Source organism: Neobacillus ginsengisoli, assembly GCF_030813055.1.
In genome coordinates, this window is sequence record NZ_JAUSTW010000005.1 from 16,777 (window position 1) to 39,078 (window position 22,302).

General features: G+C 35.3%; 23 protein-coding genes and 1 pseudogene. 16 read left to right on the forward strand and 8 right to left on the reverse strand.

Annotation, left to right across the window (positions count from 1 at the left end; translation table 11 throughout):
* Window positions 1–765: 765 nt before the first annotated feature.
* The 4 genes from J2S10_RS15390 to J2S10_RS15405 all read left to right on the forward strand — a co-directional run bounded on the left by J2S10_RS15390 (window position 766) and on the right by J2S10_RS15405 (window position 2,300).
* The gene (locus J2S10_RS15390; protein WP_307409318.1) at window positions 766–1,107 is read left to right on the forward strand and encodes a c-type cytochrome; all 342 of its coding nucleotides are present in this window, start codon (window positions 766–768) and stop codon (window positions 1,105–1,107) included.
* Window positions 1,108–1,786: 679 nt separating this feature from the next.
* Window positions 1,787–1,912, forward strand: a complete 126-nt coding sequence (yjcZ, locus tag J2S10_RS15395; protein WP_307409319.1) for a sporulation protein YjcZ — start codon at window positions 1,787–1,789, stop codon at window positions 1,910–1,912.
* A 79-nt stretch (window positions 1,913–1,991) separates the two neighbouring features.
* The gene (locus J2S10_RS15400) at window positions 1,992–2,063 is read left to right on the forward strand and encodes a YjcZ family sporulation protein (RefSeq protein WP_307410027.1); all 72 of its coding nucleotides are present in this window, start codon (window positions 1,992–1,994) and stop codon (window positions 2,061–2,063) included.
* Between the two features lie 78 nt (window positions 2,064–2,141).
* Window positions 2,142–2,300: a hypothetical protein gene (locus J2S10_RS15405; RefSeq protein WP_307409321.1), complete on the forward strand. Its 159-nt coding sequence runs from the start codon at window positions 2,142–2,144 to the stop codon at window positions 2,298–2,300.
* A 1,133-nt stretch (window positions 2,301–3,433) separates the two neighbouring features.
* Here J2S10_RS15405 and J2S10_RS15410 read toward each other — a convergent pair.
* The 3 genes from J2S10_RS15410 to J2S10_RS15420 all read right to left on the reverse strand — a co-directional run bounded on the left by J2S10_RS15410 (window position 3,434) and on the right by J2S10_RS15420 (window position 6,949).
* Entirely contained in the window at window positions 3,434–3,787 is a 354-nt protein-coding gene (locus J2S10_RS15410) for a DoxX family protein (RefSeq protein ID WP_307409323.1), read from the reverse strand.
* A 529-nt stretch (window positions 3,788–4,316) separates the two neighbouring features.
* Window positions 4,317–6,287, reverse strand: coding sequence for a DHA2 family efflux MFS transporter permease subunit (locus J2S10_RS15415; protein WP_307409325.1), 1,971 nt, complete (start codon window positions 6,285–6,287; stop codon window positions 4,317–4,319).
* Between the two features lie 8 nt (window positions 6,288–6,295).
* Window positions 6,296–6,949 carry an HlyD family secretion protein gene (locus J2S10_RS15420; RefSeq protein WP_307409327.1) on the reverse strand — a complete coding sequence of 218 codons (654 nt, stop codon included), beginning with the start codon at window positions 6,947–6,949 and terminating at the stop codon, window positions 6,296–6,298.
* A gap of 331 nt (window positions 6,950–7,280) precedes the next feature.
* On the opposite strand from J2S10_RS15420, the gene J2S10_RS15425 reads away from it, so the two are divergent.
* The 5 genes from J2S10_RS15425 to J2S10_RS15445 all read left to right on the forward strand — a co-directional run bounded on the left by J2S10_RS15425 (window position 7,281) and on the right by J2S10_RS15445 (window position 11,250).
* Window positions 7,281–8,174, forward strand: a complete 894-nt coding sequence (locus tag J2S10_RS15425) for a TetR/AcrR family transcriptional regulator (RefSeq protein ID WP_307409329.1) — start codon at window positions 7,281–7,283, stop codon at window positions 8,172–8,174.
* Window positions 8,175–8,608: 434 nt separating this feature from the next.
* A complete protein-coding gene (locus tag J2S10_RS15430; protein WP_307409330.1) occupies window positions 8,609–9,070 on the forward strand; it encodes a GNAT family N-acetyltransferase in 462 nt (153 codons plus the stop codon).
* 160 nt (window positions 9,071–9,230) lie between these two features.
* Window positions 9,231–9,749: a DinB family protein gene (locus J2S10_RS15435; protein WP_307409332.1), complete on the forward strand. Its 519-nt coding sequence runs from the start codon at window positions 9,231–9,233 to the stop codon at window positions 9,747–9,749.
* A gap of 324 nt (window positions 9,750–10,073) precedes the next feature.
* The gene (locus J2S10_RS15440; protein WP_307409334.1) at window positions 10,074–10,607 is read left to right on the forward strand and encodes a dihydrofolate reductase family protein; all 534 of its coding nucleotides are present in this window, start codon (window positions 10,074–10,076) and stop codon (window positions 10,605–10,607) included.
* A 418-nt stretch (window positions 10,608–11,025) separates the two neighbouring features.
* Entirely contained in the window at window positions 11,026–11,250 is a 225-nt protein-coding gene (locus J2S10_RS15445; RefSeq protein WP_307409336.1) for a hypothetical protein, read from the forward strand.
* A gap of 105 nt (window positions 11,251–11,355) precedes the next feature.
* On the opposite strand, the gene J2S10_RS15450 is transcribed toward J2S10_RS15445, so the two are convergent.
* A complete protein-coding gene (locus J2S10_RS15450; RefSeq protein ID WP_307409338.1) occupies window positions 11,356–11,532 on the reverse strand; it encodes an aspartyl-phosphate phosphatase Spo0E family protein in 177 nt (58 codons plus the stop codon).
* 404 nt (window positions 11,533–11,936) lie between these two features.
* Here J2S10_RS15450 and J2S10_RS15455 point away from each other — a divergent pair, with 404 nt between their 5' ends.
* A complete protein-coding gene (locus J2S10_RS15455; RefSeq protein WP_307409340.1) occupies window positions 11,937–12,377 on the forward strand; it encodes a hypothetical protein in 441 nt (146 codons plus the stop codon).
* A 193-nt stretch (window positions 12,378–12,570) separates the two neighbouring features.
* On the opposite strand, the gene J2S10_RS15460 is transcribed toward J2S10_RS15455, so the two are convergent.
* Window positions 12,571–13,596, reverse strand: a complete 1,026-nt coding sequence (locus J2S10_RS15460; RefSeq protein ID WP_307409342.1) for an extracellular catalytic domain type 1 short-chain-length polyhydroxyalkanoate depolymerase — start codon at window positions 13,594–13,596, stop codon at window positions 12,571–12,573.
* Between the two features lie 472 nt (window positions 13,597–14,068).
* Here J2S10_RS15460 and J2S10_RS15465 point away from each other — a divergent pair, with 472 nt between their 5' ends.
* Both J2S10_RS15465 and J2S10_RS15470 read left to right on the forward strand, forming a co-directional pair.
* Window positions 14,069–14,272, forward strand: coding sequence for a hypothetical protein (locus J2S10_RS15465; RefSeq protein WP_307409344.1), 204 nt, complete (start codon window positions 14,069–14,071; stop codon window positions 14,270–14,272).
* 107 nt (window positions 14,273–14,379) lie between these two features.
* Complete coding sequence (locus J2S10_RS15470) at window positions 14,380–14,571, forward strand: hypothetical protein (RefSeq protein WP_307409346.1); 192 nt, start codon at window positions 14,380–14,382, stop codon at window positions 14,569–14,571.
* Between the two features lie 373 nt (window positions 14,572–14,944).
* Here J2S10_RS15470 and J2S10_RS15475 read toward each other — a convergent pair whose 3' ends face one another.
* The 3 genes from J2S10_RS15475 to J2S10_RS15485 form a co-directional block, all read right to left on the reverse strand.
* A complete protein-coding gene (locus tag J2S10_RS15475) occupies window positions 14,945–15,112 on the reverse strand; it encodes a hypothetical protein (RefSeq protein ID WP_307409348.1) in 168 nt (55 codons plus the stop codon).
* Between the two features lie 881 nt (window positions 15,113–15,993).
* Window positions 15,994–16,725, reverse strand: coding sequence for an SH3 domain-containing protein (locus tag J2S10_RS15480; protein WP_307409351.1), 732 nt, complete (start codon window positions 16,723–16,725; stop codon window positions 15,994–15,996).
* 5 nt (window positions 16,726–16,730) lie between these two features.
* Entirely contained in the window at window positions 16,731–17,651 is a 921-nt protein-coding gene (locus J2S10_RS15485; RefSeq protein WP_307409353.1) for a hypothetical protein, read from the reverse strand.
* A 484-nt stretch (window positions 17,652–18,135) separates the two neighbouring features.
* Here J2S10_RS15485 and J2S10_RS15490 point away from each other — a divergent pair, with 484 nt between their 5' ends.
* The 4 genes and pseudogenes from J2S10_RS15490 to J2S10_RS15505 all read left to right on the forward strand — a co-directional run bounded on the left by J2S10_RS15490 (window position 18,136) and on the right by J2S10_RS15505 (window position 22,260).
* Window positions 18,136–19,590 carry an NADP-dependent glyceraldehyde-3-phosphate dehydrogenase gene (locus J2S10_RS15490; RefSeq protein ID WP_307409355.1) on the forward strand — a complete coding sequence of 485 codons (1,455 nt, stop codon included), beginning with the start codon at window positions 18,136–18,138 and terminating at the stop codon, window positions 19,588–19,590.
* 52 nt (window positions 19,591–19,642) lie between these two features.
* Window positions 19,643–20,126, forward strand: a pseudogene (locus J2S10_RS15495) (phosphoenolpyruvate-utilizing N-terminal domain-containing protein); the annotation flags it as partial.
* A gap of 544 nt (window positions 20,127–20,670) precedes the next feature.
* Window positions 20,671–20,859 carry a hypothetical protein gene (locus J2S10_RS15500; protein ID WP_307409357.1) on the forward strand — a complete coding sequence of 63 codons (189 nt, stop codon included), beginning with the start codon at window positions 20,671–20,673 and terminating at the stop codon, window positions 20,857–20,859.
* A 363-nt stretch (window positions 20,860–21,222) separates the two neighbouring features.
* On the forward strand, window positions 21,223–22,260 hold the full coding sequence (locus J2S10_RS15505) for a LacI family DNA-binding transcriptional regulator (RefSeq protein ID WP_307409359.1): 1,038 nt from the start codon (window positions 21,223–21,225) through the stop codon (window positions 22,258–22,260).
* Window positions 22,261–22,302: the final 42 nt, after the last annotated feature.

Genomic DNA, 22,302 nt, shown 5'->3' on the forward strand with positions numbered 1-22,302 from the left:
TCAATAAAACCGATTTTGTCAATAATACTTTACAAAATATTTAGTTCATTAAAGTTAGGTCACTTGGTAATATCAGGTAGGGATTCGCATTTAATTTAAATGGTGATGTGGGTGTACATATCGTCAACATATGATCTTGCCTGGTGTCTTCTATAATGCCCATCTGCTTTATTTTTTTAAATCAGCACTTGTCCATTCCTTTTTAGTTTGAGTACATATGATATTACTACCACCGAACCAACTCATAAATAATTACCTCTGAAGAAGCGTTTGCATTTATTGCAGATGCTTCTTTTCATTTTTAGAAAGTTTTTAAACTGTTCGATTATGTCCTTGCACTATAATGATTGTCCAATCAACCCTTGTCTTATGAAATATATATACATAGAGGTTTTTGTACATAATTTTACCTCTCAAAATCTCGTTAATGTTTTCGCAAAGGAATTACCAGTTGACGATACTGTAAAAAACTTTTCTTTGGAGATTTATTTACTTAAAAAAAGCTTTACAAGGTGGGGGTTCAATAACGATGAACACCTCCCATAAAAAAAACGAACGTATATTCCTATTAAATTATAATTGAAATTTTATTTTTTTCGTAAAAAAAAAGCGGCAAACTTCTTTACTTTCTTATCACACAACTTAACTATTTAGCTGAAATGTGAAGGAATACAACTGGTAAATTAGAAATAGGATGATTTTAGGGAATGATCCTATAACTATTCTCAGGTAGACCAAAATATCTAATGGAATTGAGGTGGCAGGATGAAAAAGCATGTTGTGTTTATTTTTCTTATTCTATTAATAGGATTAATTAGTGCATGCAGTAATGATGAATCAGCAAATACCATTGCAGGAAATGATAAATCATCAAGGGCAATTACAGAGAATGATGTATTTCAAAAAAGCTGTATTACGTGCCATAGTTCTGGAGACATAAACGGAGGTGAGATCAAGCTTGATTCAGTAAAAATCCATGATGACTTTAAGGATAAATCGAGCTTGTACAATTTTGTATCAAATAATATGCCAAAATCTGCCCCTGGCTCTTTATCGAAGGAAGAATATCAAGCAGTTGTTAACTATTTATGGGGTCAAAAGAAATAATTATTGATGAAAAACCAGCTTCTAGAGTAGATGCTGGTTTTTCATCAATGCTATGTTAAATAACAATATTGTCAAAAGAAAAAGGGCCAAAACAGTCCTTTTATTTGTTTCTTATTTTATTAAATCCCTCGGTAGCCATCCATGCAGCGCAAAAATAATCGCTGCACCACAAGAGAATGAAAATGGTTACGAACCGTCAATACTGATTCTATGGCTGGGATAGGAAGGTCGCTTAACTATGGTGCGTTAGATCCCATCCGTTAATGCATATTTACGTGCAAACGGGCGGAAGGTATTAAGGTTCACTGGCAAGCAGATTTCTAAGGATTTAAACGGCATTATAAAACGAATCGAAAAAGAAAAGGGCACCGATTAGGAGTCTTTTTTGCTTTTTTTTAACTTAATTTACTTTTAATCAGCACTTGTCCACCTCACTTTTAATTCTGAGTGCATATGTTATTACTACCACCAACAGTATACATCTAGCATATATCATTACCTCCGAAGAGGCGTTTGCATGTATTGCAAACGTTTCTTTTCATTTTTAGAAATTGTTTAAGCAAATCGCTAATTTTGTCCTACCACTATGATACTTGTCCGAACCACCCTTGTCTTACTTGAATATATATAAATATACCGAATGATTTTCCTTCGGATATTCAAATAGGTGGTGATAAATATGTGTTGGTCATCTGGATATGGCGGCGGTTACGGCTACGGCGGTGGCTTTGGCGGCGGCTCTACATTTGTTTTAATCGTTGTATTGTTCATTTTGTTAATTATCGTTCTAACTACTACTTTTTAATTGACCTAACAGTATGATTTGGGTGAGTGTTGTATCTTTTATTCATATGAAAGAGGTGTTATTCATGGATGGATTGAGAATGTCTTCTACTTTAACCGTGGTACTATTCGTTCTACTAATCATTGTTGGAACTTCCTTTATGGGTTACTAAATTTTAAGGAAAGAGGATAGGTTGAGTTAATCTGTCCTTTTTCTTACAAATTCTGAAATGAAAGGAGGATGATTGCACATGGTTTTTTTTCCTGATGGATTTAGGAGAAGAAGGTTTTTCCCCATTGAAATTGAAATCGAAATCGAAAGAAGAAGACGCATTGAAATCGAGATTGAGATCGAGAGAAGAAGACGTATTGAAATAGAAATCGAAAGAAGAAGACGTAGATTTTTTTAAGAAAATGATTTAAATAATATATTGTGGAGTGAGGACGGTTTAATTTTACACCGTCCTTTTGATGCTCTACATAACACAGAATTCGTAAAAGGTAATAGGTTTGTCCTCATAAAATTCTAGTAAAAAAGCCCTTATAGGGCTTTTTTGTGTTTGAGACTATACCTTAGTAAGATGTATGTGTATGGGTGGTTTCCCTAGAATGGATATACCAGTATTCCTATAACCTCGATTTCCAATTTAGTAATATACTTTCCTACGATGATAGAAAGTTATTTTTCGATAAATATTCAATATGTATGTTTGCAGTTTTGTTCATAATGACCCACTTGTTATGTTTGAATGTTTAGTAGCAATAAACTGGATCAGATGCCAGAAAAACGGCACTCCGCTTTTTCTAGGCATCCTGAGGTGTCAACCGTCATCCTGGCATGCATTCTATTCTATAAGTCTTGGTTCTTAAGTTGAATTTGATTTGAGCACAAAAAGAGTAACCCTTTAAAGGTTTGCTCTATGCTTAATTCCTGAATTTAACTTAGTATATAATATACATTATATAAATTTAAACTTTTTATAAGTTAGTTAGAAAGTACAAAATAAAAATGAAAAGTACCTATATATAATAGATGGAACTCCTAAAAAAAAAAGCCTTTGCTTAACGAGAGTAAAGGCTATTAAAATAGGGAATACTTTATCATTATCACCAGTTTTATAAATTCATATACATTTTTTTAAAAAATTTATAGCTTTGCGATGGAAAAAAAGTCTTACATAAAGATCGTATTTTATTTTCTAAAAATATATTTAAGAAGGAATATTCTTCTTCAACAAATGGGTCAGAAAGCGGGAGAGGTACGGATGCTTGCAGTGATCTGCTATCAAAGTAAAACCTTATCTATCGATCTGATACTTTCTTATCTTTTTTCAAATTAACCAATCGATTAATTGAGCAAGTTTTTTATGGGTCTTTTTTCTATTTGGCATTCAATTGTACAGTATTTTTAAAGTATTCCTTTCAATAAACAATATGAATTTATAGGACATCACATATGAAAAAGTACAAAAGCCGGATAAAATCATAATTAGGATTCACCTGGATTAGATAGGAGTAGGCAAAAAACAAAAATGTTTATTAATTACATCTTATAAATTAATACATAATCACCAGGTCCAATTAGGGCAACACCAAGGACTATAGCGATCAAAATAAGGTTATATTCATAGCCTCCATCGGTTAGCCAGAAGCCATTTTTGCCATGGACTGTGAAAATAGCGTCAATCATAACGATTATTATGAGAATTGCTCCAAGCCAAGTGAGTTCACCGGCTGAAAAAAGGAGACCGCCAGTCGTAATTCCGATGGTACCTAACCATTCACCAAACTTGATTGGACCAGGTCCACCGAACCAGCCAAATAATTTTTGGGCCCCATGCCCTACGAATGTGAGGCCGACAACCAACCGAATAATCAAAAGTCCTAAATCTGCCAATCTTAACCCTTCTTTCAAATTGTAATCAATAAGTAACTTCAATTACGTTTTATATTAATGAGTGTTTTTATTTTATCATTGCTGAAGAGTAGGTTTCGTTACTAAAATTTCAATTCCTTTAAATATTAGCCCAATCAGATGAATAGGAAATTCCCCCAAAATTATGATGGAAAGTTATGTATAGTATAGTTGATTGTGGGCTTAATTTGTGTTGATAATTTTTTCCAAAATATGAATTCAATAAACGTTAATAAAAAATAAATTGGGATAAATTTACTAAGTTCCTTAATTATTTATCCGTAAATAAACAAATAGTGAAGAAAAGAAAATCTAACTCGAAAAGGTCCTCATTTAAAGAACCTTCCCGAGATATCCTTTCCTTAAACTTACTGTTCTTTTTCCCGCGAACGTTTAATTAAGAACGATAAAACTAAAGCTACAAATGCGATTCCAGTTGTAACAATAAAGGAATCATTAATCCCATCGATTTCATATGAATGTTTAAGTAATGTTCAACTAATATTTGCGGCTAATCCATTACTGCTTTATTTGACTTTTTAAGCGTATCTTCTTGACTATGTTTTTTTCTGCCATAAAAGAAGACAAGAATTACCCCAACCGCAGTTAAAAGGGTTGCCACCATAAATGCATCATTCATCCCAGCTACAAATGCATTCTGTTGAATCAATCCATTCATCATGGTTAAGGCGGCCTGTTTTGATCCAGAAACTCCCATGCCGTGAGCCTGCATTAATTGTTGAATCTTCATCAAAAATTGACCGGACTGTGAAGTTGGCGTCACTTGCCATGACATATGGGTAGCGGCAATTTTTGACTGGGTGGTCATGTAGGTCGTAAGGATTGCCGTTCCCAATGAGGACGTAACCTGACGTATTGTGTTATTCATAGCCGTACCCTGACTCGTCAATTCAAACGGAATGGAGTTCATACCTGCTGTCATAAGAGGCATCATAACCATAGACACTCCTGCGCTGCGCAGAATGTAAAACCACTGGATTGTGTTTGAACTTGTATCCACCCCCAGATTCGTGAATCCCAGCGTGGCTAGTGTAACGACAACCAGTCCAGCTATACCTAGCGGCCGTGCTCCAATACGGTCGAATAATCGTCCGCTGATCGGCATTATGACTGCTGAAGCTAATGCAGCAGGTGTCATGAAAAGTCCTGTACGTACAGCCGAAAATCCCCGGATATTTTGAAGATAGAGTGGAAGAAAGAAAACACCCACAAACATTGAAATACTTACAAGCGAACTTAGGATAAGACTCATGTTAAACTGGTAGTTTTTGAATACCTTTAATTGGATCATCGGATGCTTCACCTTTAGTTCAACAATCACCAAAATGATTAAACAAAGTACACCTACAGAAAGAAAAGAAACAACCTCTGTTGAACCCCATCCTTTAGCAGATAACTCGTTGAATCCATACAATAGACTTCCAAAGCCGATGATTGAGAAGATAAAACCCAAAATATCAAACTTGCCTTTCGCCTCGTGTGGAAATTCGTGCATCATAAGTACACCAAGAATCACTGCTACAATCCCGATTGGGACATTGATGTAGAAAATGTACCGCCACGACCAATATTCTACTAAATATCCACTCAGTGCAGGGCCGAATGCCGGAGCCGCCATCATGGCAATTCCGAAAATGCCCATAACTGTCCCCCGCCGTTCAGGTGGGTATATACGGAAGATCATCGCCATTGCAACTGGCTGCATCAAAGCGCCGCCAAGAGCTTGAACGATGCGAAATATGATTATGGATTCAAGATTCCATGCAAACCCGCATAGTGCTGATCCAATGGTGAATGTAGTTAAGGAAAACAGGAAGAGCTTTTTGGCTCCAAATTTATCCGTTAACCAACCGGAAATCGGAATTAACATACCAAGTACGAGCATGTATCCCGTAACAACCCATTGGATTTGATCTGTACTAGCGTTCAGAGCAGTCTCCATTTTGGGGATTGCTACATTGACTACACTTGTATCCAAAATAGCCATAAACACTCCAAGAATAATGATGGTCATCTGTAAAGCAGGGGACTTAATCCGTTCTATTTCATACAATGAGCCTGCCGATTGTTCTACTAGTATTTTTCCTGTACCTGAATCTTTTTCAGCGTCTGTAACAGATTGTTTTTTTCGATGGTTCAAGCTTTCTTTCGGCTGAACTTTAGCTTCGACATTTTTCAATACTGGTTCAGGAATAGCTGAATCTTCATGCATTTCCTCCACTTGACCCGATAAATCTTGATGAATATTCTTCTGACCCTTCATATCCTTCATTTCGATTCGAGTAATATTTTGCTTAGGCTTTTCATCCTTTATATCGGGTTGAGCAATATTTTCCCTAACCTCTTTATTCATTATTTTAGTTTGATTAATGTTAGGTTTTTTTTGTTTCGTCATCCTAAAATTTATGAAAAGCAACAGCAAAACACTTAAAATAATATAACCCGTGATATATATTGACATCTCATCACCTACTTATGAATTCGCACGGTTACGTTCATCCCAGGAACAATTGCATCACCTTTATTATCATCAATGGATACTTTTATAGGAACGACTTGAGTAACTTTTGTGTAGTTACCAGTTGTATTAGTGTTAGGTAATAGGGAAAATGTTCCAGACGTTGCCAAGCCGATTTGTTGTACTTTTCCTTTTAATGTGCTGGTTGGGAAAGCATCAACATAGATATCGACATCCTGTCCTACTGCCACTTCATCAATCTTTGTTTCGTCAATATTTGCTGTTACCCATAATTTCTTTAAATCATACGCTTGGGCAAGTGGGGTGCCAGCGGCTACAAATGAATCTTGAACTGCATTATTTTGTACAATAGTTCCATCTGTTGGAAGAGTAACGTTCATATTTACAGGTGTTCCATTTGTCCCTGTTGTTGTAATTGTTCCCACTGTAGAATCTTTCGAAAAGTTGGAACCAACATTGCCTTTCCAATCCGTTAATTTCCCATTTGTAGGAGCAGTTATAGTTACTTGTTGTCCAGTAATTTGGGCATTGTCTGTCCTTAAATAGCTTACATTTTGATTATAATAGGCATAACCCCCAAAACCTCCACCGACTAAAATAAGTAAAATAATAATGTTCAATAAAAGTAAACGTTTCGTGCTCATTTAACCTAATTCCTCCTCTAATAATAGCTTTTTTAAAATAAACTTTTGCAAACCTATAAGGTGTGAGATTTCCTCTTCGGGTAATTCAAGGACGAGCATTGAGATACTAATATTCACATATTCGGTTTTCTTATAGTTTGTTCAGACATCTATATGCTCCCCCTCTTTTTTATACATTTAGTATATTTTTATACTTATTGTATATAGTTTATAGTAACAGTATAATTATTATTGTTGTTTTATCAAGAGAAAAATTTAATTTTTTATTTTGTGGAAGTTCCATGCGGCATACTAAATAAAGAGGAGAGCGTGGACGGAAGGAGTAATAAAAATGAACAAAAAACAACGTGACATTTTAGAGCATGCACATAAGCTCTTTATAGAAAAAGGTTACCGTGATACTTCGGTACAGGATATATTTGAACGAAGTGATATTTCAAAGGGGACATTTTATAAATATTTCTCATCGAAAAGCGAATTGTCAATATCGTTGTTTTCGATTTTACAAGAATCGATGACGTTGCAGCGTGAAAAGTTATTACTTGGGCATAAGGAGAGTGACCGTCGAGTTTTTGAAGAACAATTGATATTTATGATGCGTTTTAATGAGGAGAACAAGATGCTTGAAATTATCGATGATATGCTTGTCTCGAATGAAACCAAACTGTTTCATTATGTGAGACACACGAAAGCAACAAATTTAAGTTGGATATATAAACGTTTTCATCAGATTTTCCCACAAGAACTAGCTCCATACTTATTCGACGGGGCCGTTGTATTTCAAGGTATGCTCCATAATATTTTAATAACAAATAAAAAGTTAAATCATACATTAAAAATTGAAGAAATTATCCGTTATTGTATAAAACATACAGAAGTAAATATTAAGGCTGCGAGTGAACAAAAAGAGCAATTATTTAATCCGGAAGAATTATTTTCGTTATTGGATAATCAATCTGATGATCTTTTAACTACTGAGTTAACACGAGGAACTACAAGTATGAAACGTTTTGTAGCGAAAAATGTAATGAATGAAACAGAACAAAAAAAGTGTCTGGAATTTATAACATTCATTTCTGATGAATTGATGCAAAATAACGCTCCCCCCCGAAAATTTTTAATCAGCAGTGCTGTATCTTCTTTGGAACAGATTGAATCTGTTAAAGGGTGTAGTGACTTAGAAGAATACATGGAAGTTATTGATCGATTGCTAACAAAAATTTAATTATTTCTATTAAAAGTCGTGGGCTTAGCGACCCTCATACTAGATTGTAAAAATAAGCATCAAAAATACGCCTAGAGGCTGATTCAAAAGAGTCGTCATTCAACCACCTTTTGAATCAGCCTCTTTTTTTCATAATTCAACATAATTGACATTATGTTGCTTTTTTTAATCATCGCTTGATTTGGTTAAATATTAAATATATGAGACATTGCATTCTCTAGAGTTATACGAGGACTATATACTCGTCATCTGGATGTGATTGACCCGACTCCTGTTAATCAAAGAAAAATAATGGTTATTCAGCTAAAGGGAGCAATTCTGCAGCATGAATTGTGCTCTTTCTTTATGTTTAGGGCCATTTAGTATAAGAAGGAAAGTTAATTCTATATGAAGAATATACCTTTAGGAAGATTAAAATAAAGGGTGTGTTTCTAATGCTTAATTTTATTAAGGTTTCCTTTGAACATATTGATAAAATTATAAGTTTACGGTTAGCCTTACTAAAGGAATTAGATGAGTTGAATTCTCCCCAAGATGAGCTTCTTATGAAAACTTCAACAAGAGAGTATTTGCAAAAAGCACTTTCAAAAAATGAATTTATATCCTATATGGCAGAAATGAATGGAGAACCTGTAAGTATCAGTGGAATGGTTTTATTTAAAAGACCACCTTACTTAGAAAATCTTCAAGGGATTGAAGCCTACATTCTTAATATGTACACTGTTCCTGAATATCGTGGAAAGGGTTTGGCGAAAAGATTGCTTGAAAATTGCATAGACGAAAGTAAAAAAAGTGGAGTTAAGCGAATTTGGCTGCATGCATCTGAAGAAGGCGAACCTCTTTACAGAAAAATGGGTTTTACTAATAAGGAAAGTGAAATGGAACTGTTTCTCTAACTCTTGTTATTCAAGAAACGGGCGCCATTCTTTAATAAGGTGGCATCTTTTTGTATTGCGCCAGATTATAGAATTAGGAAAGAAAATTTTCTTATTTAAAAGAAGGAAACATCCATTTTTAATAGAATGTAAGTATTTTAATTAGAGGAGGTTGATCTCGTTGGAGAGAAGAGAATTACTGGTATCTCCATTACCAGAATATGAAGAAGAAATTGGCCGATGGCTATGGTGTTTAGAAGATGTTCGCCATACTCTTATGACAGAATTAACTTCAATCAACCAAAGTATACTCGACGCAAAAATTGGTAAACGACAAACGATTGGCTCGTTATTATATCACATTGCATTGGTAGAGGCAGATTGGTTATATGTAGAAGTCCTTGGTGCTGAATGGGATCCCGAAATACGCTCGTTGTTTCCGTTAGAAAGCCGCTCTGAAGACGGCTCTATAAATCACATAGAGGGACAAAGTTTAGAAGAACATTTTTACCGGCTTAATAAGGTTCGTGAAGTATTTCTTTCCCACTTTCGTTCAATGGATCTAACGGATTGGCGTAAACTGAGAGTACTTGAACATTATGACGTCACTCCTGAGTGGGTTGTTTACCATTTGATTGAACATGAATCACATCATAGAGGTCAAATTTTCCAAATGCTTAGGGAATTACAAAATGATTAAAATGTTAAAGAGAGGGAACTTTTAATTCCTCTCAAACTAACGGACTGACTCCAAATTATCAATAAATGAGGGCTAATTCAAATTGTGTAGTTATTTCATAAAAGGGCGCATTTCTGGAGCAAGAATGTGCTCTTTCTTTATGTTAAGGAACAGATTGTTGAGTAACTCACTCTAAAGATAAATGGATAATTGTGTTAAATTATAAGGGAAGATTGTGAAGAATTGCACTTAAAGTAACGAGCAGGATAGTTAATAAAAGTTGCATCTTTGCTAAAATATTAGGGAACATATATTCTTATATAGAGTGTAAATAGGAGGCGTATTATGAAGAACCAACGGAAGATAGTGTTGTTTATTGCTCAAAGCTTGGACGGGTATATCGCAACAAAAGAAGATTCTTTAGATTGGTTATTTAAAGTTGAGGGTGAAGGGGATAACGGCTATTCGGAATTTTTTGAAACGATAGACACAATCTTAATTGGTAAAAGAACATATGATTGGATTATGGAACACGAAAAAGGTCAATTCCCATATCAAAATAAAGATTGTTACGTTTTTTCTAGGTCATCATTAGACGATACGAACGATGTTAAATTTGTAAATGATGACATTGTTAACTTTACTCATATCTTGAAAAAAGTAGAAGGAAAAAATATTTGGATAGTTGGTGGTGGAGACTTACTACATACGTTTTTAAAAGAAAAATTAGTCGATGAACTGATTATGACAATTGCACCAACTATCATCGGAGAGGGAATTCCTTTATTTAAAGTAGGTGATTATCAGCTAGACCTTTCTCTAAAAGGTACTAGAACCTTCAATCAATTTGTTGAATTACATTACATAGTAAAAAAATGAACACAAATACTCTTCAACTAAAATAACTGGGGAGCCATTTTGAGCTCTTTCGAATTTTTCAATATTCTGCAATCGGGCGCATTTCCGGAATTTGAATAGCGTCCTTTTTGCATGAAAGGGCCAGCTTGTGGAATAACACTAAAAGGAACATTGGGTAGTTATGTTAAATTATTAAAAATAAGATTGTGAAGAAATGTACTTAAGCTAACCTCAAGAATTTTAAATGAAATTTTAGTAAAATAGAAAAAGTACGTTGATCGATTTCCTAAAGGGAATGAGTGATAAAATATTGTTGAATTATTGTAAATATTCAGTTAAATCGACAAACATTTTACAACCACTTCTTTATAATGGGTCCAGGTGCTTCTGTTTTGTCCAAAAATGTTTTCCTACAATTTTAATAGGGGGGAATTAAATAATGGATTTTTATGAAAAGTTGCCTACTGATTTTTTAATTGCTTTTTATAATGAAATGATGAAAAACATTGAAAAAGGATTATTAACGAAAAATATGTATTATGAATTAGGTTTACTGATTTCAGTTGCTCGTCAGCGGGGTATTATATTAGAGGAGCCATGCGACTTTGAACAGATAGTCGATCAAAAGGATCTGGATGATTTCATTCAATTTGCGCAAAATTAACGTAATTAAAGATGTTTCGCAACCAGCTTGAGGACTTTTCCTTGTATCATCAAAAGAAATTCAAAAAAATCCCATATTCATCATGTGATAATACAGGACTTTTAATCAAATTTTTTTATATTTTTTATTTTTATTCTTTTGATACATCGTGATGAGATCGTCTAGTTTCTGACTGAATCGAAGGGTTTCATTGCTATTTAAACCGGTTTCATTTGCAATTTGGATCAATTCCTCTCTTAATTGATTGATCCGGTCTTCTAATTTCTCGATCTCGCTAACCATCAACCATTCCCCTAATTCTCTTTAACTATTTAATTCGATAAAATCGATTTTCCACAATTTTTATTATGCGAAGGATTTTGCCCAATTGGAATACATATGACAAAACGCCCTAAAAAATTACAAAAAAATCTATAGATAGAAGAACGAAGGACTAAAAGAGTAAAGGAGCCCTTTCTTTCAGTTCATATGTCGCTTTATCTGGTTTCCACCTACATTCCTTACGTTTTCATGGTATCTATGGGTGCTACGAGCCTACATCCATGCTGCACTTTGATGCAATTTAGAAGTCAAAATAATTTCTGTCCTGATGTTGACTATGACGTCGACAGGAGGGAAAATGTTGAAACGCTCAACGAAACGAATCATTGAAACGTTCCCTAAATTTAAAGGTAAATTAAAGGCTTATGAGAACATCTTATTGGTGGAAGAAGCAAAGGAAAGCATTAACAGACGTTGAAGCTGTATTTTTAAAATTAGCCTGGTTTTTTGAAGCACCCATACAGGAAAGATTTAATATCGAATTATTGTATCACCATTTAGATAATGATTGGCTTGAATTCGCGTTAGAATTATTGACTCAGTTCTTTCAAGAGGATACGTATTTAATTCAAAAACCTACCCATTCTATTCTCCGAGAAACGCCGGCTGATTATTTAAATCAAAAGCAGTTTGCTGATTACTTATCGGAACATGGATTGAATTATGATAAACGTAAATTAAATGTGTATTACAGTCGTGGAAAAATACCTAAAGCAGATGTTGAACTTGCTAGTACCCCCTATTGGAGTAAATCTAGTGTCGAAGAGTTTTGCGAAAAAGAGAAAAATCGTTTGAAAAAAGATTAAGTTAAACCATATTGTGCCCAGGATTAAAAGAATAACAGGCATGATCATAAAGGATCACCCCTTAGAATGGAAATGAATTTCTGGGGGAAAAACTACCCTTAAATTAGCAGTTTTTGTGAATTAAGATAGCATTATTTCTTAACAAAACCGGTATAAAAAATTGCCTGGACCTAAGAGTAAAAGATGAATAGTTTTATCCTCTTTTCTTAAAAAGCTTCGTAAAAAGGCCACGAAAAAAGTTCTTTTTAGGTGTTTCAAGTGTTTCGACCAGATTTTCAACAGGATGCTGATGATGTTTGGTGAAGAAATTCCAGATGATTTCTGTTGCATTTGGGCATGATGGGTCGGTATATGAACCATTCGAGCTCCCACCAGACCATGCGTGCCCCATTTGATCGATCATCCAAAGTTCCATTAAATGTTCACCGCCTCTATCACCGTATACATGTTGAGTACAACTTTTTCCATTAATAAGGTCTGATTTGACCTGGAGAGGTGTAATATCAGCTCTTCCTGTACCACCTTCTACAAGAAAATTAGTTTGTGCCCACTGTGTGATAACCTGCTGGCCATTAATGGGATGTACAATCGTATCGCAGATACCATGGAAAACAATGACAGGCATTTTCTTCTTGAACTTTCCCATTTCCTGAAAGGCACTTTTACCGCATGCATAGGGATCCGAAACGCCTTTTTGCATGCTTTCTTTAGCAGCCTTAGCCAATGGATCGGTTAGAAAAAATACATTAGCAGCATCATAGGGAAGTCCCGAACACACTCCTATACCGCTAAATACATCTGGATAGGTAACTCCAAGAATGCAAGCGAGTGCGGCACCTGCAGATAAGCCCGCTACGTACACCTCGCTTGAATCAATGGGGTACGTACTTTTAACCTGATTAATGATCGCATTAATTAACTTGGGATGTCCCTCTCCACGGTGCTGATTTTTATCTAAAAACCAGTTCCAACAGCCAAAAGGGTTATAACCAGCCGGATTCCAAGGATTAAACAGGTGATTCATGTCAGGATAGAGTACGAGAAAGTTTTCTTTTTCAGCAAGCTCGTTCATATTTGTTCCAGCAGCAAAATCATCCGGATTTTGTTCACATCCATGAAGCATCACCATTAACGGAGTATCTTTTTCTGCTTGATATTCGCTCGGAACATAAAGTTTGTACCTAAAATCCTCATATAAAAAATCTAGAAATTCCCCCAACTCTATCAACCTTCCTTAACTTAAACTACATGTTTCCATTATACTTCTACAGGTTCCTATTTTTACGGAAATAAAGCTTTTTTTGAAACGTGAATCAACTTTAGGCCAAAACGCATTGAATCTATGAAGCAATAACATGTTGCTCTACCTCCTTCTATGTATTTTAAGAGATGAAAGAGGAAAGTAAATCCTTCTATTATCCTTTAGCCTTTATACCCAAAGTTTTAATATCGGATTATTGTATCACCATTTAGATAATGATTGGCTTGAATTCGCGTTAGAATTATTGACTCAGTTCTTTCAAGAGGATACGTATTTAATTTAAAAACCTACCCATCCCTTATTTTTCATAACAACTTCATAACACTTTTATAACACTTTCATATCAATATCCTAATATAGTAAGGATTGTAGTAAAATCAAGGCATTAAATTGTTCATATAAGGTTAGTCAATTATGAGGAAGTGCAATGATGAAATTTAGAGTAATAATATTTGATGCTGAAGGAAAAGAACTAGAAATTGAAAATAAAATCATTGGTGATATCCTTTTTGAATCTGAAGAAGCATTTGAATTTTTTATTAATGCAATAAAAAGCAGTTTACCATCAAATCTTGAGTTCAAAATCATTCCCGAAAAGGATACTAATAATAATCATTTGGTTAGCCATAGGTAGAATTTCACCAATCAAAATAGTTGTAAATTTATGGAAAATCAGTTAATATTAAAGTGGCAGTTCAATTACGCCTATATTATCAGTAAACTAAAAGCGTAGGAGGACATATGAAATTTATCGTAAAAGCTTTTGATCTAGATGGTCAGGAATTTGATTTTGTAAATACAGTTATTGGTGAAGAAAATGAAGTCTCTTTTGAAAATGAAAAGGCAGCACAAGCATTTGTCGAGGGAATTCGAATCAGTTTTCCTTCTGCTTTCCAGTATAAAATTATTTCTAAGGAAGATGGAAGGAAATGATTGTCTTTTGTTGAAAGTATCATAAATATCCATTTGAAAACAGGACTTTTGCAAAACACCCTTTATCATATAAGAGCAGAAACGAAAGGGATATTGGCATTACACAACAGGGCGATAACGCCGACAAAAAAAATATACATTCATACGGTATTTAGAAAATAGAAACCCGAAATTCCACCTCGAAGGAACTTCGGGTATTATTTTTATTTTCTAAAAAATGGTAGAAATCAATCTGACTTTGAAACAATCCTATTCTGGATAATAACTGCTATGATTTCACTCATATAGTAGCCCTTCTCAGCTAGAGCGTTATGTTTCCTCATTTGGATGGTGACCAAATATCTTAAACTAGAAAAAATTGAAATAATTTTCATCAATCATTTGTTGTATTTAACTCATTTCTATCGTTTTCTTCTATTTGCTTTACTTTATTCTTTGTGTACTTAATTGAACTAAATAGCATGAGGAGAGTTAAAATTAAACATCCACCCATAATCAACAAAAAATGATGTACCCAAGCAATGAGAACTGAAAACTCCATTCGAATCCCCCCTTTAATAATGACCTGTTCGTTTTAATTATTTCTATATTTTGTAAAAAAATACCTCCCAATAAACTGTAATAACGTAAAGGGTTAGTGTTTCCATCTCTGCAAAGAAGATGTATTTAGATATGGAGGAATTCATCATTCATTTAAGAAGTGGGGGTGAACATTATTAACATAGCTGCTAATATATCAAATAAAGGTTTTTCATTTGAAGTAAACTGTGATTATTGCTGATGTAAAATAGTCAGCAGTCAGTCATGTGGTGGCGGGGCAAAGTGGTGGTAAATTGGTGGCAAGTTGGGGGGCAAAATCAAACATCCTGCCACCAACTACATCTGTTTAAATCATACAAAGGTAAAAGAAAAGCCTATTATATCGACGATTTTAAAGTGAATATGTTATAATCGGATTCACATTACAACCTTGACAGGGATATGTCCATTAACTTTTCTCTATGTTAACCTTTTAAAGAATTAACAATAAAAATTAAAAATATTTTTTCGCACACTATTCGCACACAAATAAAAAAATCACTTCCTAAAAAGAAAGTGATTTTTTTTAAAAACATTGATATATCAAAGTTTTTAAGCAGGAGAATAGGGGGCTCGAACCCCTGACCTCAACGCTGCCAGAGTTGAGGTCAAAAGTGAAGTTAATATTTTCTCGATGAATTGTAATTCTTTCTATTACCATATAATTGGAGGTTCATGGATTGATGAATTGGGTGAGCTTTAAATAAGGAGAGTGGAGTATTCCCATTGGAATCAACTCTCCTTATTTAGGTTGTTCTATGAACTGGAAAAAGGAGCATAAAATCACGAAAATTCTTCAATTCATTGCGACACTAAGATGGTAAATATATCTCTCTCAATTTATTATTTTTCCCTGACAATGCTTGCTGAAATCCAGCCTTCGATCCCGTTTGCGGTTTGAACTTTTAGCCACTTAATTCCTTTGGAATCTACTCGTTCTTCATTCAAAAAGTGCATTATTTCCCCATTTGCAATAGTGTATAGACGAGGCGCGGTTAGTGTGGGAGCTTCACGAATATTTCCGCCATCATTATATTTCCTATTTAAAATTAATTCTTTTGGATCAGGGGGTGCAGCCCTGGATGCTTGTACATGTTCTTGGTTTAACCAGGCCTCAGCTTTCTTCCATTTTTGTGTATACCACTTATTTGGATTGTTCATGATTGCTGCAGTAAGCAAAATCGCTAAAGCTGTGGCAGAATAGAAGGTCCATCTTTTAATCCTTGCCTTATTCCTTTTCCGTTTCCTGAAAAGCTGAATCATTTTGTTGAAAAAACTTTCGAACAAGGCAAACATTCCTTCAATGATATCAATCCAAACAGGTATGCCCGCTTTACCTGCTTCTCTCCGGATTCTTTGCATCGTGCAAATTAGTGCCATGATTGGATAAGAAATGAGATAAAGCATTTTTTTCAACAACCGGCACAACAAGTTGAAGGAGGGAGGAACAATGTAGAACAAAATCGGCATTGCGAGCTGCAGGAGCACAAAGAGAACTAAAAAAATACGCAACCATTCCGGCAGGAGAGAAACAGGTGCCCAGATCCAAAACAGCTGATTTAAAATGGATTCCACAATCGCTAATCTCCTTTATTTAAATAGGATGGAAGTTCTCTCCTTGGACCAGCAATCTGTTTTTTTCTGTTTATTTTTTCCAGTTCGACGGGGAGATGGGGGAATAGTTTCTTTAGTTTGGCTAATCTTTGTTCTGCCTCGAACTGGTCAATAGAGTGATCGTTGATCAAGTTTAAAAGTTGTTTGTTTACCTCATATTTGAAGGTTTGATTTTGGCAAAACTCCGATTCCACTAACCGCTTTGCCATTTCATTCTTTTCTCCAAGCTTTCCTGCAGTGATAAAATCACCTGCTTCAAGAGCTTCCTTTATCGAGGCCGAAATCCGGCGCGCTTCCTCTAAGTCCAGAGCCTCTTGATAGGAAGATAGTTCTGCGTTCCGGTGTAAATCGGCGATCGCCTTATCATGGACCTGATCCCGAACACCTTGCCGGATCAAAACACGAACATTTCGAACAACAATTCCAGCATCTCTTAACACCTTGACTAATGGCGAGGTCTGTAAAAATTCTTCAATATGACGGGCAAATCTCAGTTCCTCTTCAATAGGAAAAAATCTTGCTTCTGATTCCACCCAGAAGGGCAGATTATTGTCAATAACGGTGCCAAATTCTCCTGCATTTTGTTGAACTAATCGTTCTGGATGTTCGACGGCGATATCGATAAATAAATTGACAGAAAACTTTCTTCCTCTTGTTGCCGAAGGGACCTCCTCTTTGTAGGTGATGGTTTGCTGCTGCATATTGACGGTATAAACCCTTTTATATTTACCAATCCGCAATTCACTGCGTGACAAACGCTCTCCATTTTTAACTGCATAGTATTCGTTGTGATTATTAACATAAACAAAGGCATATGTCATTGATGACGCCGGCGGTTTTTCCAAAAAACTAAATTTCACGTCTTTAACATCTTCAATAAAATGCATTAGGTTACTCCCTCCAGGTTAACTATTTTCATTGAGAGATCACTTACCTTTGTCTACATTCTATGCAGACAATCGGAAGAAAAGCCCCCATATCTTTGCAGAAATTGGGGATTGAGGGAGGATTGTATATATCAAACGAAAAGAGACAAGAATCGCCACGCACCACTGAACCAAAAATGGCTGCTCTATGAAACATAACTGGAAGATGAAGTTTATAATCTAGTAAGGAATTGTAGAGTTAAACAAGTATTTACAATAAATGAAAATAAAAAATATTTCGAAATATAGAAAAAATCATTGTGAAAAAAATTAAGTCTTGCTAGAATAAAAAAGGTATTAGGAAACAGGGTGAATTTTTTTGCAACATCCGGGACGTTTTACGTCCTGATAGGACTTAGAATGTCCCGATATTTTCTGTATAATTGACAGAATATTCATCCTGTTCTGAGTTCAATTACTATTTAATGTCAAGGAGGAATTTTTTATGGGGACAAACGTATTAACTTCATCATCCTATAAGTTTTACACTAACGGAGAATGGAAAGAAAGCCTTTCAGGTGAAACCATTGATATAAAGTCACCTTACCTTTCTGAAGTAATTGGAAAAGTGCAGGCTATCACAAATGAAGAGGTGGATGAAGCGATTTGTTCAGCCCAAGAGGCGCAAAAATTATGGGCGGAGATATCTATTCAACAACGTGCAAGTTATTTATATAAATGGGCAGATGAATTAGTCAGCAGGCAAAATGAAATCGCTGAAATTATTATGAAAGAAGTCGGCAAAAGCTATAAAGATGCAAAAAGCGAAGTCACCCGCACAGCGGATTTTATCCGTTACACAATTGAAGAGGCCCTGCATATGCATGGCGAAAGCATGAGGGGCGAAAGCTTTCCAGGTGGTTCTAAATCAAAAATTGCCATTATTGAGCGCGTTCCATTAGGGGTAGTATTAGCCATTTCTCCATTTAACTACCCGGTAAACTTAGCTGCAGCAAAAATAGCTCCAGCCTTAATTGCAGGAAACGCTGTTATTTTTAAACCTGCTACACAAGGTGCCATCAGCGGTACAAAAATGATTGAAGCCCTTCACGAAACAGCATTGCCAAAAGGTCTTGTCAGCCTCGTTACAGGCAAAGGTTCTGTGATTGGTGATTACTTAGTCGAACATAAGGGGATAAATATGATTTCATTTACAGGCGGGACCCATACAGGCGTTAGATTAGCCCAAAAAGCTTCCATGGTTCCCCTTGTTCTTGAGCTTGGTGGAAAAGATCCTGGCATCGTGTGTGAAGATGCGGATTTAAAAGAAGCAGCTAAACAGATCATCAGTGGGGCGTTCTCTTATTCCGGCCAGCGCTGCACAGCCATTAAACGTGTGCTCGTAAATGAAAAAGTAGCAGATGAGCTAGTGGGATTATTAAAAGGAGAAGTGGAAAAATTGTCTGTGGGTTCTCCGGAAGATGGCAGCACCATTGTCCCTTTAATTGATAATAAATCCGCTGATTTTGTTCAAATTTTGATTGCTGATGCTCTTGGTCAAGGGGCTGAGGTAGTAATCGGAAACAAACGGGAACATAACTTGATTCATCCAACTCTTCTTGATTATGTTACAGGCGAAATGCGTGTGGCATGGGAGGAACCGTTTGGACCTGTACTACCAATCATACGTGTTTTATCTGACGAAGAGGCAATTAAACTTGCAAATGAATCTGAATATGGCCTCCAGGCAAGTATTTTTACAAAAGATGTAAACAGAGCGTTTACGATTGCTAATAAAATTGAAGCAGGATCCGTCCAAATTAATGGTCGTACAGAGCGTGGTCCGGATCATTTTCCGTTTATTGGTATAAAAGGATCCGGCATGGGAGTACAAGGAATTCGTAAGAGTATCGAATCGATGACACGGGAAAAAGTAACAGTTTTAAACATTGCTGAGTAACCTTAGAGTAATGTAGACATCAATTTTTTAAATTTATGGGGAAACCATTGATAATACTGATGCAGAAGTAGAACGTTTCTGTGCTGCAGTGAAGAAAGCAAATTCAGAGCTTGAAGCCATTCGTGACAGAGCCATAGTTGACCTTGGTGCAGATAAAGCGGCAATTTTTGAAGCACATCTTCTTGTTTTGAATGATCCTGAATTAACGGGTCCGATTAAAGATAAGATTCAATCTGGGAAAGTTAATGCAGAGTCTGCCCTTAGAGAAACTGCAGATATGTTCATTATCATGTTTGAAAAAGATGGATAATGAATATATGAGAGAACGTGCTGCAGATATTCATGACGTTACAAAACGTGTTCTTTCGCATTTATTAGGTGTTCAATTTGTTAATCCTGGCATGATTGCTGAAGAAGTTATCATTGTTGCAGAGGATTTAACGCCGTCTGATACAGCACAATTAAATCGACAATTTGTAACAGGATTTACTACTAACATCGAGGGACGTACATCGCATTCAGCAATTATAGCCCGTTAGATGGAAATCCCTGCTGTTGTGGGTAAAAAACAGCTACAGAGGGAGATACATACCTTGAAAAAATCAGACATGAAAAAGCTTGCACAAGAAGTTTTAAATATGCAAACTACATCTCAGGTCATTGAAGCAGTAAATGATACAACAAAATAAGTATTTTTTCTTAATTTAAGATCGGTTTAATGAAATCAGGCGGTCTTATTTTGTACAACAATATTGAAAATTTTTGTAAAAAACTATTGTGAGATTTGTTTGAAAAATAATTCAGACATATAGCAAGAGTTGTCCAACGGAAATATAAAAAGTCAAAAATATTCAGACGGTCAACATTGCTTTCTCTAGGATAAAAGACCATCGGAAAAAAAATAAAAGTAAATTTCCGTAATATGGAAAATGAGATTTAGAGAATCTACCTTATATCTTTAACCATGTTTTTATAAAATTTGAAGTTTGTACCAGAGGTGAAATTAGGAATAAAAAGTGGAATTTTAAAAACTTATTTTTTGAATAATAAATTAGTCTGAAATATATGGGGGTGGTTTTCTTGAAATCAAATGAAGAAACCCTTGAAGATTTAAAAAAGGAATTACTTCGGATCGGTTCAACCAACCAAAGGGATTATGATTTGTTGAAGAGGAGAGGCCAGGTTTTAAGTACAGCCATTTGTCGAAGATTAAAATTAAGCTGGCCAAAGGTTGTTGAGAAAACAGGGTTAATATCTTCAAAGAGGTAAATGTTTAATGCGCCTTATAAGGTTTGGGGTTACTGCTTCAATTAGGAGTATTTTATGAGTGACATATGGAAGAAGAGGGGGTTCCTTAAACCTCCTCTATACTTTTGTTCTGCCAAGTTAGTAGCATAAGTATCTCTTAGCTTGTGTGGAGACATTCTTTTATCAAATGACTTTGTAAACTTATAAACAATGTTTTCGATTGCTCGGTTGAAAGTGGTATTTCCTTTACGAATAACACTAATTTCTCGAGAATTTATTTTAAACAAAACTGACGGGTTATTGACGGAAAATTATAAATGATGCTATAGTTAAAATAATTTAAGCGAGATTTGTTTTATGCTAGAAGTTTGAGGTGTATTATTAGTGGCGAGATTAAAGGATATTGCTGAATATGTAGGCGTTTCCATCTCAACGGTTTCTAGAGTCATTCAAAATGACCAAACACGAAATGTAAACCAGGAAACAAAAAATAAAATATGGCAGGCAGTTAAGGAGTTAGGATATATCCCAAACCAGCATGCCCGAAACCTAGTGAATAACAGGCAAACGAAAACTAACACAAGAACAATGAAAATTGGCTGGGTTGCCAATCCAATACAAGCGGAGATTAACCCATACTTTGCCGAAATCTATACAGGTATTCGGGACACCTTAACAAATTACGACTATACCTTAATAAGTATTACCAAGGATGAGATTGAAAATGAGGCACTGCTTTTAAAGACAATTCATGATCTGGGAATTGAGGGACTTATTCTAATAGACAGAATTGACGAGAGTCTCATTGAATATATTCAGCAAACGATCCCAGTGGTCGGATTAGACTTTTACTATACAGATAAAAATATTGCCGTTGTGGATTACAATCGTGAGGCTGCAATTAAAATGGTGGTTCAGCATTTAATTAACAAAGGACACCGGAAAATTGGTTTTATTGGTGGAGGTATCAATAAAACTTTTGAAGATTTACATGCAGAATATCGGTTTAAAGGCTATCAATCAGCAATGGAAGAAGCTAAACTTTCTATCAGGCCAGACTGGGTTATCAATACCATGTGGAAAATGGAAAACAGTTACCAGAAAATAAATCAGCTCATTAAAAGAGACCGAGAGCATTTGCCAACAGCCATGGTTTGTGCCAGTGACATGATGGCCATCGCTGCAATGAGAGCTGTAATCGAAAATAATCTCAGCATTCCAGAGGATATTGCCTTCTTTGGAGTTGATAATATTGAGATGAGTAAATATTCATCACCACCGCTATCAACCGTGGAAATTCCTAAATACGAAATGGGAAAAATGGCTGCGAAAACGATTATGGATATGGTGGAAGAAAAAATTACTCTTCCAGTAAAACTTGTTTTACCGTTTGAATTAATCATTCGGGAATCATCTTCATAAAAACGGACCTAAACGGTTCTTTTTTTAAAAGTCTTCGGAAAA

Bases quoted from the DNA above. Each gene is read 5' to 3' on its own strand.
- J2S10_RS15390 (WP_307409318.1), top strand. From the start codon at position 766: ATGAAAAAGCATGTTGTGTTTATTTTTCTTATTCTATTAATAGGATTA.
- yjcZ (WP_307409319.1), top strand. From the start codon at position 1,787: ATGTGTTGGTCATCTGGATATGGCGGCGGTTACGGCTACGGCGGTGGC.
- J2S10_RS15405 (WP_307409321.1), top strand. From the start codon at position 2,142: ATGGTTTTTTTTCCTGATGGATTTAGGAGAAGAAGGTTTTTCCCCATT.
- J2S10_RS15415 (WP_307409325.1), bottom strand. From the start codon at position 6,287: ATGTCAATATATATCACGGGTTATATTATTTTAAGTGTTTTGCTGTTG.
- J2S10_RS15420 (WP_307409327.1), bottom strand. From the start codon at position 6,949: ATGAGCACGAAACGTTTACTTTTATTGAACATTATTATTTTACTTATT.
- J2S10_RS15425 (WP_307409329.1), top strand. From the start codon at position 7,281: ATGAACAAAAAACAACGTGACATTTTAGAGCATGCACATAAGCTCTTT.
- J2S10_RS15430 (WP_307409330.1), top strand. From the start codon at position 8,609: ATGCTTAATTTTATTAAGGTTTCCTTTGAACATATTGATAAAATTATA.
- J2S10_RS15440 (WP_307409334.1), top strand. From the start codon at position 10,074: ATGAAGAACCAACGGAAGATAGTGTTGTTTATTGCTCAAAGCTTGGAC.
- J2S10_RS15445 (WP_307409336.1), top strand. From the start codon at position 11,026: ATGGATTTTTATGAAAAGTTGCCTACTGATTTTTTAATTGCTTTTTAT.
- J2S10_RS15450 (WP_307409338.1), bottom strand. From the start codon at position 11,532: ATGGTTAGCGAGATCGAGAAATTAGAAGACCGGATCAATCAATTAAGA.
- J2S10_RS15455 (WP_307409340.1), top strand. From the start codon at position 11,937: ATGAGAACATCTTATTGGTGGAAGAAGCAAAGGAAAGCATTAACAGAC.
- J2S10_RS15465 (WP_307409344.1), top strand. From the start codon at position 14,069: ATGAAATTTAGAGTAATAATATTTGATGCTGAAGGAAAAGAACTAGAA.
- J2S10_RS15470 (WP_307409346.1), top strand. From the start codon at position 14,380: ATGAAATTTATCGTAAAAGCTTTTGATCTAGATGGTCAGGAATTTGAT.
- J2S10_RS15475 (WP_307409348.1), bottom strand. From the start codon at position 15,112: ATGGAGTTTTCAGTTCTCATTGCTTGGGTACATCATTTTTTGTTGATT.
- J2S10_RS15485 (WP_307409353.1), bottom strand. From the start codon at position 17,651: ATGCATTTTATTGAAGATGTTAAAGACGTGAAATTTAGTTTTTTGGAA.
- J2S10_RS15490 (WP_307409355.1), top strand. From the start codon at position 18,136: ATGGGGACAAACGTATTAACTTCATCATCCTATAAGTTTTACACTAAC.